Source organism: Comamonas endophytica, from assembly GCF_023634805.2.
In the GTDB taxonomy this organism is placed as follows: Bacteria; Pseudomonadota; Gammaproteobacteria; order Burkholderiales; family Burkholderiaceae_C; genus Comamonas; species Comamonas endophytica.
This window is the reverse complement of sequence record NZ_CP106882.1, coordinates 325,167-338,370: the sequence shown is the minus strand read 5'-3', so window position 1 is coordinate 338,370 and position 13,204 is coordinate 325,167. Positions and strand designations below refer to the sequence as shown.

The window sequence follows — 13,204 nt, the reverse complement described above, 5'->3', positions numbered from 1 at the left end:
TCCTCCTGCCGGCCTTCGTTCACCAGCGCCGTCGTGCTGCCGATGATCCAGCTCGCGGGTTTCGACCTCATCTGGGTCGGCATCCTTGTGGTGCTGCTGGTGGAGATCGCCGAGGGGGAGGCGTGAAGTCTGCCCCGGGGCATCCGTAAAACCGTTCGTCCTGAGCTTGTCGAAGGATGACGGGCCACCTGCACGATAAAAGGCGACCCAAAACGCCGAAGGGCCAGGAAGTCATGCTTCCCGGCCCTTCGGTTATTTCAGCCTACCTGAATGCATCAGACCATCGGCGGATCGGTCTCGCGCTCGGGGTGGCGGTGGCGCGCGATACCTTCGATGAAGGCCTCGAACTGCGCCGCGTCGGCGCCCACGAACAGGCCCGGATCCGGATCGCCCGAGGGCAGCTCGGCCGGGACCTGCGCCTTGCGCACCAGCTCCAGCGAGGCCGGCATCACCAGGATGGCCTTGCAATGGCGGTAGCAGTTGGTGATGAACTCCATGGTGTGGCCATCGGCCGCGAGCTTCTTCACGCCGGCTTCGCCATCGGGCAGCGCCAGCGCGTCGAACAGGAAGCCGGGCTCGTTTTCCAGCGAGGCATCGGCATCGATGGCCACGCCGTCGGCGGTCTTCACCGGGCCGATGCGCGGGGCGACGAAGCGCGGCACCGCGCCTTCTTCGGTGAGCGCCGCGTGCAGCGCCACGGCGCTCTGGCCTTCGATGCCGTCGGCCACCAGGATCGCGATCTTGCGGCCCATGATGGAGCCGTCACCAGGACGCGCGAACAGCGACAGCGCCGGCGACTGGGTCACCTCGGGCGTGGCTGGATTGGCCAATGCCTTCGGCAATGCCTCGGGCAACTCCATGCCCAAGTCATCCGCAAGCTTCTGCGCCAGCTCCTCGGAGGCATTGCGCAGCATGGCCACCGTGCGTTCGCGGATGGCCGGCACCGTCACCTTGCTCAGCTCGAAGCGGAAGGCGGCAGCGATATGCGCCTTCTCGACCGGAGTCTGGCTTTCATAGAACAGCGTAGCCTGGGTGTAGTGGTCGGCGAACTTCTCCGGCTTGGCGCGCACCTTGCCCTGGGCTTCCTTGGCCTCGATGCGCGCTGGCACGGAGACAAAGCCCTGGGCGCCCGCCTGGAAGGGGCAGCCCCCGGCCAGCGAATTGGGCTCGTAGCTCACCCGGCCGCGGTGGATGGCCTGGCGGTGGAAGCCGTCGCGCTGGTTGTTGTGCACCGGCGCCACCGGCGCATTGATCGGGATCTCGTGGAAGTTCGGCCCGCCCAGGCGCGTGATCTGCGTGTCCACATAGGAATGGATGCGTCCGGCCAGCAGCGGATCGTTGGAGAAATCGATGCCGGGCACCACATGGGCCGTGCAGAACGCGACCTGTTCGGTTTCGGCGAAGAAGTTGTCCGGGTTGCGGTTGAGCACCATGCGGCCGATGGGGCGCACGGGGATCAGCTCCTCGGGAATGATCTTCGTGGCGTCGAGGATGTCGAAGCTGAACTGCTCGGCCTGCTCCTCGGTGAACACCTGCACGCCCAGTTCGTACTCGGGATAGGCGCCGGCCTCGATGCGCTCCCACAGGTCGCGGCGGTGGTAGTCCGGGTCGGCGCCCGAGATCTTCACGGCCTCGTCCCAGACCAGCGAATGCGTGCCGGCCTTGGGCGACCAGTGGAACTTGACGAACACCGACTCGCCCGCGGCGTTGACGAAGCGGAAGCTGTGCACGCCAAAGCCCTGCATGGTGGCGTAGCTGCGCGGAATCGCGCGGTCCGACATCTGCCACATCAGCATGTGCGTGGACTCGGGCATCAGCGAGACGAAGTCCCAGAAGGTGTCGTGGGCGCTGGCGGCCTGCGGCATCTGGTGGTGCGGCTCGGGCTTGACGGCATGCACCAGGTCCGGGAACTTCATCGCGTCCTGGATGAAGAACACCGGGATGTTGTTGCCCACCAGGTCCCAGTTGCCCTCGTCGGTGTAGAACTTGACGGCGAAGCCGCGCACGTCGCGCGCCGTGTCCTTGGAGCCGCGCTCGCCTTGCACCGTGGAAAAGCGCACGAACACCGGCGTGATCTTGCCGGCTTCCTGGAACGGTGCAGCGCGCGTCAGGTCGCTGAGCGACTCATAGGCCTCGAAGAAGCCGTGGGCGGCGGAGCCGCGCGCGTGCACGATGCGCTCGGGAATGCGCTCGTGGTCGAAATGCGTGATCTTCTCGCGCAGGATGAAGTCTTCCAGCAGCGCCGGGCCGCGCACGCCGTACTTGAGCGAGTTCTGGTTGTCGGCGATCGGCACGCCCTGGTTGGTGGTCAGGATCTGGCCCGAGGAATCGACGCGCACGCGGTCCAGCGGCGCGATGGTGGCGTTCACACCCTCGGGCGCGACGGTGCCGACCTTCTCGTTCGAATTGCCTTCGGACAGCGTGCTGGCCGTGGGCAGGCGCGATGCGGGCTCGGCGGTGGCGCCCGGAGCCGGTGCCAGGCCATTGTTGAAGCCGTGCTCGCCGGCCTTGTTGGGGTTGTAGGGCCGGGCGGCCACCAGGTCGTTGGTCTCGACCGCCTGCACGGCCAGCGCGTCGCCGCCGCCTGGACCCATTGCCGAGGGGCCGCTGTCGGTGTTCCTCGCCGCCGCCTTGTCGGCACTTGCGCCCTGGGCGCCCGAACTTGTGCTTTCTTTCGTCATGGGATCTTTCGTGGAGGGTGGGGAATTCCTTAGACTAAATTCGTCCTGCGATTTCTCCGTAGGACGAGGTCGCGTTGAGCCCGCAGACTTGGGCGCCGCCGGCATGGGCGCCGCGTGCGAGTGAGCGCTGGCGCAGGCACAATGAAGCACCCTTCTGGATGGCCGCCCATCTCCATGCCGTGGCCATCCGGGTCCGGCATGCGCCGGCGTCCCGCATTGACCAGTACCCATGAACAACCGTCCCATTTCGCGCCGCGATGCCGTCCTCACCCTGCTGCTGGGGCCTTGCCTGGGCGCAGCGGCCTGTGCGGCCGCTGGCGAAAGCACGCTTTTCGGTGTGGAAATCCAGGGCAGCGGCCCCGACGTCCTGCTGCTTCCCGGCCTGGCTTCCAGCCCCGAAGTCTGGTCCTCGCTGGCGGCGCGGTTGACGGTGCGCCACCGCGTGCATCTGATCCACGTCGCGGGCTTTGCCGGCCGCGCGCGGGTGCCCGGCGCCGCGCCGCTGGCCGCCCATCTGGCCACCGCGCTGGCTGGCTACATCGCACGCAATGGACTGTCCTGCCCGGCGGTGGTGGGCCATTCCTTTGGCGGCGCGGTGGCCTTGATGCTGGGTGCGCGGCAGCCGCAAGCCGTCGGCCGGCTGGTGGTGGTCGATGCGCTGCCTTTCTACAGTCTGCTGTTCGACCCGGCGGCAACGGCCCAAAGCGCGGAGCCTGGTGCCCGCGCGGGGCGCGAGACGTTGCTGGCGGCCACCGATGCGCAGCGCGCGGCGATCCAGGAGTCGGGCGCCGCGCGCCTGTCCTTGGGCGCCGACAGCCGCGCGGCCATCAGCCGCTGGGGCCGCCAATCCGATGTCAGGACCGTGGCCGACGCCATGTATGAGCTGGCCACCACCGACCTGCGCCCCGAGCTGCCGCGCATTGGGGCACCGACCACCGTCATCTATGCCCACCACCCCTCCTATGGTCCGGCGGAGCAGGTCGATGCGGCATTTGCCGCGGCCTATGCGGGGCTGGCCCAGGTGCGCCTGGTGCGGATCGACGGAAGCCGGCATTTCGTGATGCTCGACCAACCAGAGGCATTCAACGAGAGGGTGCTCCGTGCGCTGCGTTGAACGCGGCGCCAACGCGCCAGCCAATTTGCTTAAACTTCGACGGTTCTCGCGCTAGCCCGCGATGGCACGGATTGCCGTGCATCCACCGCCTGGTCCTTGGATCGCAGGCCGTCCCCCGCCGCTGCGCAGACCTCTGTCATTGTTTCACCATGGTTGCATCCATTCTTGTTGGCATGCTGTGTGCCCATCTGCTGTTCTTCGCGGCGATGTTCCTGCTCATCAGCACCAGGCTGCACGGCAGGAAGCTGGGGATGGATTTCTTTGCCCTGGGCAACCTGCTGCTGGGCCTGGCCTATGTGCTGCAGCTCGCCGAAGGCGGCCCTGCCTGGAGCCTCATGAGCGTGGTCAATCACACGCTCACCATCGCCTCGCCCCTGGCCTATGCCTGCGGAGCCATGCGCTTCTTCGGGTATGGCGGAGCACTGGTACGCCCGCTGACGGCATTTGCCCTGGCCTATGCCGCCGCGCAGGTCCTGGTGCAGTGGAGCCTGGGGCCGGTGGCGCGCTATGCCATGCTGGCCGGCGTGTCGGCGCTGCTGTTCCTGGTCATGGGCATCGCGGTCGTCCGGGGCGCGCGCAGCTTTGCGCGGGACCTGCAGCGCGAGATGGTCTTCTTCGCGCTGCTGATCGGCGGCATCTGCGTGCTCAACGCGCTCAAGTTCCTGCGCATCGTCGATGGCGGGCTGGAAGCGCTGCACATGGACAGCCGCTTCCAGCTGGTGTTCTACGTCTACATGTGCTCCCTCACCACCGTGCTGCCGCCCTCGATCGTCTGGCTGGTGCTGCGCCGCCTGACGGACGAGCTGCGCCAGATGGCGGCCTGCGACCCCATGACGCAACTGCTCAACCGGCGCGGGCTGGCGCAGGCGCTCGAGTTGCATTTCAGCGCCCCCGGTGCGGCTCCCGTATGCCTGCTGCTGATCGATGTCGACCATTTCAAGCGCATCAACGACACCCATGGCCACCACGCCGGCGATGCCGTGCTGTGCCAGGTGGCGCAGGTGTTGCGCGGCGCGATGCGGCAGGGTGACTTGACGGGCCGCATCGGCGGAGAGGAGTTCGTCGCCATCTGCAGCGACACCGACGCCGCCGGCACGGCGCGGCTCGCGGAGCGTTTGCGTGCGGAGATCGAAAACCAGGCGATCGAAGTCGTCGGCTGCGCCGCCGTGCTGCGCGTCACCGCCACGATCGGGGTTTCGCAGCAGTTCGGCAGCGCCCAGGCCCTGGACGGCGCGCTGCAGGAAGCCGATGTGGCCCTCTACCGCGGCAAGGCCGGCGGGCGCAACCGCGTGGAGTGGTCGCACGCTCGAAGCCTGGAAATGCAGGGAGCTGCCGTCTGAGATTCCACGGGGCGCTCGGCATTCGACGCCGGATCGCCCTTTGGGCATCGCCGCTGCCTAAGCGGCGCAATCACCGTCCAGGCCATCAGGCAAAAGGAACGACACATGCTGCGAATCCTGGGAAAGACAAGCTCCATCGACGTACGCAAGGTGCCGTGGACCTGCGCCGAGCCGAACATTCCCTTCGCGCAGGAAGACGGGGGCGCGGGTTTCCAGTCCACCGCCGGCCCTGTATCCGCCCCACGCGCAGGCCCGCGCCCGCGTGGACCAGCGGATCGGCAGGGCGTGCTACGAGCGGCTGAGCGAGCGCGCGGGTTTTGTGCAGTTTGGGAGAACGGACGGCTTAGGGGGAGGGTGTTGCCGGGCTGTGCTCGGGTTCGGAGTGCTGGGAGGTATTGATGGCAAGAGATGACGGCAGGTCGCCGGTCGGCATTGGTCGGTGATCTTCAGACAGAAGGCACTTCAGCCATTGTTCTATCCAGTTCAAAACCCTCATCCAACCATCCGCTGACACCACCAGCCATCATCTTCACCGGCCGCCCCAGGCGCGCCAAACGCAAGGCTCCACGGGCTGCCCCGTTGCAATGAGGTCCAGCGCAGTAAGTGACAAAAAGCGTTTGCTTGGGCCAATCCATCAATTTGCTCTCGACGATCTTGCCGTGGGGCAGATTGATGGCTCCTGGAATATGTCCCATGGCGAATAGCGTCGGAGACCGGACGTCGAGCAGCACGAAATCGGGCCCCTTCCGCAGTCCGTCATGGACATCCCAGCAATCGGTTTCAAAACTGAATTCTGCGGCGAAATGGGCTTCTGCGACGGCAGGCGGCGCGGCAGGAATTGCGGTGACTTCAGTGGGTTTGGTCGACATGGCAGGGATGATGTGTTTGTGCAATGAAGCTGATCTTGCCTTGGCGGCAGGCAAGTCACAATTGGCGGATATGACAGCCATCGATGAAATCACGCCAACTGCGGTTTCCACCCATGGACCTCTGGTCGTGGCGCCGGTCTATGACGGCCTGTGTACTTTCGAGTTCTCCATCGTGGCCGAAATCTTCGGGTTGACACGTCCGGAGATGGGTCCTGGCTGGTATCGCTTTGCCAGTGCTGCCGTCGAGCCTGGCGTCTTGCGCGCGCACGGCGGCCTGCGCGTCATGGCCGACGGACAAGCCGATCTGTTGGAGCATGCGGACCTGATCGTCATGGCCGGGTGGAAGGGGCCGCAAGTTCCAGTACCCGAGGAGTTGGCGCAGCGCCTGCGCATGGCCTGGGAACGTGGCGCCCGTCTGGCGTCCATTTGCTCCGGCGCCTTCGTCCTTGCCGCCACCGGGCTGCTGGATGGCCGTCGGGCCGCCACGCACTGGCGCTATGCCGAGGCACTGCGCAGTCGGCATCCGGCCATCGAGGTCGATGCCGAAGTGCTCTATGCCGAGGAAGACCGCATTCTGACTTCGGCAGGAAGCGCTGCCGGCATGGATCTGATGCTGCACATCGTGCGCAGCGACTATGGCGTGGCAGCCGCCAACAGCGTGGCCCGGCGTCTGGTGATGCCACCTCACCGCAGCGGTGGTCAAGCACAGTTCATCGAACGCCCCGTGCAGCCGCATCGATGGAGCCGGCTCTCCGACTTGCTGGAGCAGATCCGGACGGATCTCCAAGCCCACTGGACAGTTGACCGCATGGCGGAAATCGTGCTCATGAGCCCAAGGACATTCCTTCGCCGCTTCATCGCAGCAACAGGTCTGCCTCCAGGGCAATGGCTCAACGCCGAACGCGTGGCGCAAGCACAGCGGCTCCTTGAAAGCAGTTCGATGCCGTTGGACGACATTGGCATGCAAGTGGGGTTCGGCAGTGCGCAGGCATTGAGGCATCACTTCAAATCCAGGCTGGGCCTTACGCCCAGGGCCTACCGTGGCATGTTCGGCGCTGCGCTGGCAAACACAGGAATGGCGTCGGTCCGCCGGGAGCGGTGACTGCAAAGGATCGAAGCCGTCGATTCGAAATTTCCAGCGGCAGACATTCAGCTGCCCAGTGACGGCTTGGGCTGCCGCCAGCGAGGCCGTGTCATGCGCCAGCGGGCAATGTGCATCGGCTCTGCGCTCGCGGCGCTTTTCGCAAGGGGCGCTCACTTGCGCTGCGGCGGCGCCGGGGCTCGCCGCACGCGTGCGCACGCGCCAATGGGCTTGATGGCAGTGGTGCCGGCTGCAGGTCTTAACATCTCAGCGCATGACAAACACCCAACCCCTGCGCGAGTTCACGCTGCGCGGTGTGGTGCTCGGGGCGCTGATCACCCTGGCCTTCACCGCTGCGAATGTCTACCTCGGCCTGAAGGTCGGGCTGACCTTCGCCTCGGCCATTCCGGCCGCCGTCATTTCCATGGCGCTGCTGTACCGCTTCAAGGACTCCAACATCCTGGAGAACAACATGGTGCAGACGCAGGCCTCGGCGGCCGGCACGCTGTCCTCGGTGATCTTCGTGCTGCCGGGCCTGCTGATGCTGGGGCTGTGGAGCGGGTTTCCGTTCTGGCAGACGGCGCTGCTCTGCGCGGCGGGCGGCACGCTGGGCGTGCTGTTCACCGTGCCGCTGCGCCGCGTGATGGTCGTGCAGTCGCCGCACCTGCCATACCCCGAGGGCCTGGCGGCCGCCGAGGTGCTGCGCGTGGGCGATGCGCAGCGCCACCAGGAGGAGGACGCGCCCAGCAGCAGCGGCCTGCGCGAATTGGCCTGGGGCACGGGGCTGGCGGCACTGTTCGGGCTGTTCGGCAGCGGTTTTCGTGTGCTGGGCGATGCGGTCAACGTATGGATACCCGCGGGCAGCGTGGCCTTTCGCTTTGCCGCGGGCTTCTCGCCGGCGCTGCTGGCTGCGGGCTATCTGATGGGCGCAGCGGCGGGCGCGGCGGTGCTGCTGGGCCTGGTGCTGTGCTGGGGCCTGGTGGTGCCATGGCTGACGGCGCAGGCCACGCCCGAGGCGGGCCAGGCGGTATCGGCCCTGGCCCTGCAGCTGTGGAGCGGCAAGGCACGCTTCCTGGGCGCGGGCGTCATTGGCGTTGCCGCGCTGTGGACCGTGGCCACGCTGGCCCGGCCGATCCTGCAGGCGATGCGCAACCAGCCGGCCCGGCGCGCCGACGCGCCGGCAGCCTCCGATGAAACCGACCGCGACATGCCGCGCCGCTGGATGCTGCTGATCGGCCTGGCGGCGCTGGGCGTGCTGTTTGCCGTGGTGGACTACTTCATCGCCCAGCACATGCCCGGGCTGTCGGCCGCGGCGCGCCATGGCCTGTCGGCGCTGTGCGTGGTGTTTGCTGCGGTGTTCGGCTTCCTGGTGGCCGCGGCCTGCGGCTACATGGCGGGGCTGGTGGGCTCCTCGGCCAGCCCGATCTCGGGCATCGGCATCATCGCCACCATCCTGATGGGCCTGTCGCTGTTGGCGCTGCATGCGCTGGCGCCGGCCTATGCGGACAGCGTTTCGGGCCAGCTGGGCGTGGCGCTGGTGCTGTTCATGGTGTCGTCGGTGCTGGCGATGGCGGCGATCTCCAACGACAACCTGCAGGACCTGAAGACCGGCTATCTCGTCGGCGCGACCCCCTGGCGGCAGCAGGCGGTGCTGATCATCGGCGTGCTGGTCGGGGCATTGGTCATCCCGCCGGTGCTCGATCTGCTCTACAACGCCTATGGCTTTGCCGGCGCCATGCCGCGCGAGGGCATGGATGCAGCACAGGCGCTGGCCGCGCTTCAGGCGACGCTGATGACGCAGATCGCCAACGGCATCTTCACCGGTGGCCTCGACTGGACCATGCTGGGGCTAGGCATGGCGCTCGGGGTGCTGGTCATCCTCGCCGACGTGGCGTTGCGCCGCGCGGGCAAGGGCGCGCTGCCGCCGCTGGCCGTGGGGCTGGGCATCTACCTGCCGCCGACCATCGGCATGACGCTGGCGCTGGGCGCGCTGCTGGGCTGGCTGGTGCAGCGTGCCATCCAGCGCCACGGTGCGCGCCACGGCAAGGCGTGGATCGACACGGCCAGCGAGCGCGGACTGCTGCTGGCTTCGGGGCTCATCGTGGGCGAGAGCCTGACCGGCCTGCTGATCGCCGCGCTGATCGGTTTCAGCGGCAGGGATGCGCCGCTGGCGCTGGTGGAGCAGGGCTTCACGCCCGCCATGTGGCTGGGGATGGGCTGCTTTGCGGCGCTGTTCGCATTCTTCTACCGGCGCGTGCTGCGCAAATGAAGCGCCAGGAGGGGGAGGCAACACGCAGTGACGGGTTTTAGCCGCTAAAAACCGCTGGCCCTTCACGCAATGCCGATATTCTTGAAGGCCTTGCGCCGGCTCCGGCGTTCAACCACGGAGAGCCTTCATGACCCTTGCCCACGCCTATGCCGCCCAGTCCGCCACCACGCCGCTGGCGCCCTTCACCTTCGAACGGCGCGCGCCGCAGCAGCGCGACGTGGCCATCGACATCCTGCACTGCGGCGTCTGCCACTCCGACCTGCACACGGCGCGCAGCGAATGGGGCCCGGCCAAGTACCCTTGCGTTCCCGGCCACGAGATCGTCGGCCGCGTGCGCGCCATCGGCAATGGCGTCTCCAAGTTCAAGGTGGGCGACATCGTCGGCGTGGGCTGCATGGTCGACAGCTGCCAGCGCTGCCAGCCCTGCGCCGACGGCCTGGAGCAGTACTGCGACAACGGCTTCACCGGCACCTACGACAGCCCGGAGCAGGTGTCGCGCGAGAACACGCTGGGCGGCTATTCCGACCACATCGTGGTGCACGAGAAGTTCGTGCTGCGGGTGTCGCATGCCGAAGCAGAGCTGGCGGCCGTGGCGCCGCTGCTGTGCGCGGGCATCACCACCTATTCGCCGCTGCGCCAGTGGAAGGTCGGCCCGGGCCAGAAGGTCGGCATCGTCGGCCTGGGCGGGCTGGGCCACATGGGCGTGAAGATCGCCGCCGCCATGGGCGCGCATGTGGTGCTGTTCACCACCTCGCCCGGCAAGACCGAGGACGCACTGCGCCTGGGCGCCAAGGAAGTGGTGGTGTCCAGGGACCCGGCGCAGATGGCGGCGCACGCCAACAGCTTCGATTTCATCCTGAACACCGTCGCGGCCTCGCATGACCTCGACCCATTCCTCGCGCTGCTCAAGCTCGACGGCACCATGACACTGGTCGGCGCACCCGCCACGCCGCATCCCATGCCCTCGGTCTTCAGCCTGATCATGAAGCGCCGCCGCCTGGCCGGCTCGCTGATCGGCGGCATTGCCGAGACGCAGGAGATGCTCGACTTCTGCGCGCGCCACGGCATCGTCTCGGACATCGAGGTGATTGCCATGTCGCAGATCAACGAAGCCTATGAGCGCATGCTCAGGAGCGATGTGAAGTACCGTTTCGTGGTGGATATGTCCACCCTCGCGCAGAGCGTGGCAGCCTGAACCCGCCGAGCCAATAACCGCAACACGCGCAAGCTCGCTGCAGGCCGGCAGCGAGCAGCCGACCTACACTGCTGCTCACTATGAAACACATTGCCTTGATAGTGGCAGCAGCGTGCAGCCTCGCGGCGCAGGCGGGAACCTTTGCCTATGTCTCCAATGCCGAGGACGGCACCATCTCCAGCTACCGCATCGACCGCGCCCAGGGCAGGCTGCAGCCCCTGGCGACGACCGAGGCTGGGCCGCTGGTGATGCCGCTGGCGCAAAGCCCCGATGGGCGCCATCTCTATGCCAGCCTCTACGCGCAGCCCCATGCGGTGGTCAGCTATCGCATCGACGGCACGAGCGGCGCGCTCGATCGTGTGGCGACCACCGGGCTGCCGCAGAACATGCCCCATATCGCCACCGACCGCAGCGGGCGCTACCTGCTGGCGGCCTCCTATGACGGCGACCAGATCAGCGTGAGCCCCATCGGCCCGGGTGGCGTGGTCCAGGGTGAGCCGCTGGAGCTGCACAAGACCGGCCGACACGCACATTCCATCGTCGTCGATCCCAGCAATCGCTTTGCCTACGTGGCCCTGTTGGGCGCGGACCGGGTGCTGCAACTGGCCTTCGATGAGCGCAACGGCGCGCTGACCCCCATTGGCACGGGCTTTGTCCAGGCAGAGCAGGGAACGGGTCCGCGGCATATCGCGCCGGCGCCCAACGGCCGTTTTCTCTATGTGCTCAATGAGCTGTCCGGCGGCGTGAGCACCTATGCCATCGACCGCGGCACCGGGGCGCTGCGCCTGCTGGGATCGGCAGCCAATGAGCCAGCGCTGCTCCAGCAGCTGCCAAAGGGCATGATCCGCGCGGGTGGGCCAGTCGATGACACACCGCGCATCTGGGCCGCGGATATCAAGGTCTCGCCCGATGGCCGCTTTGTCTATGCCACGGAGCGCACCACCAGCACCGTGAGTTGGTACCGCGCCAATCCCCTATCCGGCGAGCTCATTTACAGCGGGTATTTACAAGTGGAAAAGCAGCCGCGCGGCATTGCCATCGATCCGCGCGGGCGCTGGCTGGTCGTCACGGGCGAGAAAAGCCCTGAGGTCGGGCTCTATGCGATCGACTTCGAGACGGGTGCGCTGCGGCGCGCTGATTCGGCGCCTGCCGGAAAGGGCGCCAACTGGGTGGAAATCGTGGACACTGACTGAACATCGCTATTCATCGCTTATTCACATAGCTATTCAAGGCGATATTCATTCTGGCATCATGCGTGGGTGAACAACCTCCATGCCCAACGTATCGAACAGCTGCTGGCTTCCGGTCCTCGCACCAGCCAGGAGCTTTGCGTCGCTCTCGCCGTCAGCCAGCCCACGATGTCCCGTGTGCTCAAAAGCATCGCTACAGACGTCTTGAAAGTCGCTATTCAAGGTGCTATTCACTATGCCTTGCAGGACAAGGCGCGCGCGCATCTCGTTGCCCCGGTTTCCCGGGTGACGGCCGAAGGACAGCTGCAGCGCCTGGGCGTGCTTCGGCCGGTGCGCCCCGAGGGCTTCGTGCTGGTTGCCGAGGGCGGCAAGAGCGGCTATACCGACGGATTGCCCTGGTGGCTGTTCGATATGCGCCCGCAGGGTTATCTGGGCCGTGCGTATGCGCGCAGGAATGCCGCCGTCCTGCGTCTGCCCGAACGGCTGGGCGACTGGAGCGATGCGGATGTGATCCAGGCGCTGCAGCAGCATGGGCATGATCTTGCGGGCAATCTGCTGGTGGGCGAACGCGCCGAGCAGATGTTCATAGACCTGCCCGCGCCCGAGCCCGTGGCGCTGCAGGGCCGGGCGCGCACCTATGTCGCGCTGGCGGCGAGTGCCGATGCTGGTGAGCTGCCCGGTTCCTCGGCAGGCGGGGAGCAGCCCAAGTTCACGGCCTATGTGCAGACGCAGGGCGGTCCGGCCCACGTGATCGTCAAGTTCAGCGCACGTGAGGACAATGCCGTGGCCGAGCGCTGGCGCGATCTGCTGCTGGCCGAGCATCACGCGCTGGAGACACTGCATGCAGCCGGCGTGCCCGCGGCGCGCAGTGCGATAGTGGACAGCGCCGGTCAGCGCTTTCTCGAAGTGGTGCGCTTCGACCGCATTGGCGCGCTGGGCCGGTCGGCGCTGCTGTCCCTGGCCGCGCTCGATGCCGAGTTCGTCGGCCAGGGCGGCAACTGGTTCGACAGCACCCAGGCACTGGCGCGCGAGGGCCAGGTGCTGCCCGAGGCCGTGGCGCAGGTCCAGCTGCTGTGGGCCTATGGGGTGCTCATCGGCAACACCGACATGCATGCGGGCAATCTGTCGTTCACCTCGGAAAGTGGCCGGCCCTACAGACTGGCACCGGCCTATGACATGACGCCCATGGCATTTGCGCCGCGTACTGGCGGTGCCATGGCCGATACGCTGCGTCCCGCTCGCATCATTGCCGCGATCAGCGGGGCCATATGGCGCGAAGCGCACGCGCTGGCGCTGCGCTATGCCGAGCGCCTGCGCGGCGAAAAGCGCCTGAGCCCGCGCTTCGCACCTTGCGTCGCGGCCACTGCCGAGCAGCTGGAACAGGCCATGCAGCGGATCGAGCGCATCGCCTGAGGACTGCGGGTTGCAAGCGCCGTGGCGCACTGCCGAGCTTCGTGCCGCCGTC

General features: G+C 67.0%; 9 protein-coding genes and 1 pseudogene. 8 read left to right on the top strand and 2 right to left on the bottom strand.

Going from position 1 to position 13,204, the window contains the following annotated elements:
• Positions 1-275: 275 nt before the first annotated feature.
• Positions 276-2,681: a catalase gene (locus tag M9799_RS18525; protein ID WP_231043765.1), complete on the bottom strand. Its 2,406-nt coding sequence runs from the start codon at positions 2,679-2,681 to the stop codon at positions 276-278.
• 229 nt (positions 2,682-2,910) lie between these two features.
• Between M9799_RS18525 and M9799_RS18520 the strand changes: the two genes are divergently transcribed.
• The 3 genes and pseudogenes from M9799_RS18520 to M9799_RS18510 form a co-directional block, all read left to right on the top strand.
• The gene (locus tag M9799_RS18520; RefSeq protein ID WP_231043766.1) at positions 2,911-3,795 is read left to right on the top strand and encodes an alpha/beta fold hydrolase; all 885 of its coding nucleotides are present in this window, start codon (positions 2,911-2,913) and stop codon (positions 3,793-3,795) included.
• Between the two features lie 149 nt (positions 3,796-3,944).
• A complete protein-coding gene (locus M9799_RS18515; RefSeq protein WP_250621338.1) occupies positions 3,945-5,135 on the top strand; it encodes a GGDEF domain-containing protein in 1,191 nt (396 codons plus the stop codon).
• Positions 5,136-5,240: 105 nt separating this feature from the next.
• Positions 5,241-5,366: pseudogene (locus M9799_RS18510) on the top strand (thioredoxin domain-containing protein); the annotation flags it as partial.
• A 215-nt stretch (positions 5,367-5,581) separates the two neighbouring features.
• On the opposite strand, the gene M9799_RS18505 reads toward M9799_RS18510, so the two are convergent.
• Positions 5,582-6,004, bottom strand: a complete 423-nt coding sequence (locus M9799_RS18505; RefSeq protein WP_231043768.1) for a rhodanese-like domain-containing protein — start codon at positions 6,002-6,004, stop codon at positions 5,582-5,584.
• A 70-nt stretch (positions 6,005-6,074) separates the two neighbouring features.
• On the opposite strand from M9799_RS18505, the gene ftrA reads away from it, so the two are divergent.
• The 5 genes from ftrA to yjjJ all read left to right on the top strand — a co-directional run bounded on the left by ftrA (position 6,075) and on the right by yjjJ (position 13,152).
• Complete coding sequence (ftrA, locus tag M9799_RS18500; RefSeq protein ID WP_231043769.1) at positions 6,075-7,106, top strand: transcriptional regulator FtrA; 1,032 nt, start codon at positions 6,075-6,077, stop codon at positions 7,104-7,106.
• 253 nt (positions 7,107-7,359) lie between these two features.
• Complete coding sequence (locus M9799_RS18495) at positions 7,360-9,354, top strand: OPT family oligopeptide transporter (protein ID WP_231043770.1); 1,995 nt, start codon at positions 7,360-7,362, stop codon at positions 9,352-9,354.
• Positions 9,355-9,481: 127 nt separating this feature from the next.
• Positions 9,482-10,549: an NAD(P)-dependent alcohol dehydrogenase gene (locus tag M9799_RS18490; protein WP_231043771.1), complete on the top strand. Its 1,068-nt coding sequence runs from the start codon at positions 9,482-9,484 to the stop codon at positions 10,547-10,549.
• 80 nt (positions 10,550-10,629) lie between these two features.
• Positions 10,630-11,742 (top strand): lactonase family protein, encoded by a 1,113-nt coding sequence (locus M9799_RS18485; RefSeq protein ID WP_231043772.1) that lies wholly within the window; start codon positions 10,630-10,632, stop codon positions 11,740-11,742.
• Positions 11,743-11,808: 66 nt separating this feature from the next.
• A complete protein-coding gene (gene yjjJ, locus M9799_RS18480; RefSeq protein WP_231043773.1) occupies positions 11,809-13,152 on the top strand; it encodes a type II toxin-antitoxin system HipA family toxin YjjJ in 1,344 nt (447 codons plus the stop codon).
• The last annotated feature ends 52 nt before the right edge of the window (positions 13,153-13,204 follow it).

Coding starts and splice junctions, on each gene's coding strand:
- M9799_RS18525 (WP_231043765.1), bottom strand. CDS start 2,681: ATGACGAAAGAAAGCACAAGTTCGGGCGCCCAGGGCGCAAGTGCCGAC.
- M9799_RS18505 (WP_231043768.1), bottom strand. CDS start 6,004: ATGTCGACCAAACCCACTGAAGTCACCGCAATTCCTGCCGCGCCGCCT.
- M9799_RS18485 (WP_231043772.1), top strand. CDS start 10,630: ATGAAACACATTGCCTTGATAGTGGCAGCAGCGTGCAGCCTCGCGGCG.
- M9799_RS18515 (WP_250621338.1), top strand. CDS start 3,945: ATGGTTGCATCCATTCTTGTTGGCATGCTGTGTGCCCATCTGCTGTTC.
- M9799_RS18490 (WP_231043771.1), top strand. CDS start 9,482: ATGACCCTTGCCCACGCCTATGCCGCCCAGTCCGCCACCACGCCGCTG.
- ftrA (WP_231043769.1), top strand. CDS start 6,075: ATGACAGCCATCGATGAAATCACGCCAACTGCGGTTTCCACCCATGGA.
- M9799_RS18520 (WP_231043766.1), top strand. CDS start 2,911: ATGAACAACCGTCCCATTTCGCGCCGCGATGCCGTCCTCACCCTGCTG.
- M9799_RS18495 (WP_231043770.1), top strand. CDS start 7,360: ATGACAAACACCCAACCCCTGCGCGAGTTCACGCTGCGCGGTGTGGTG.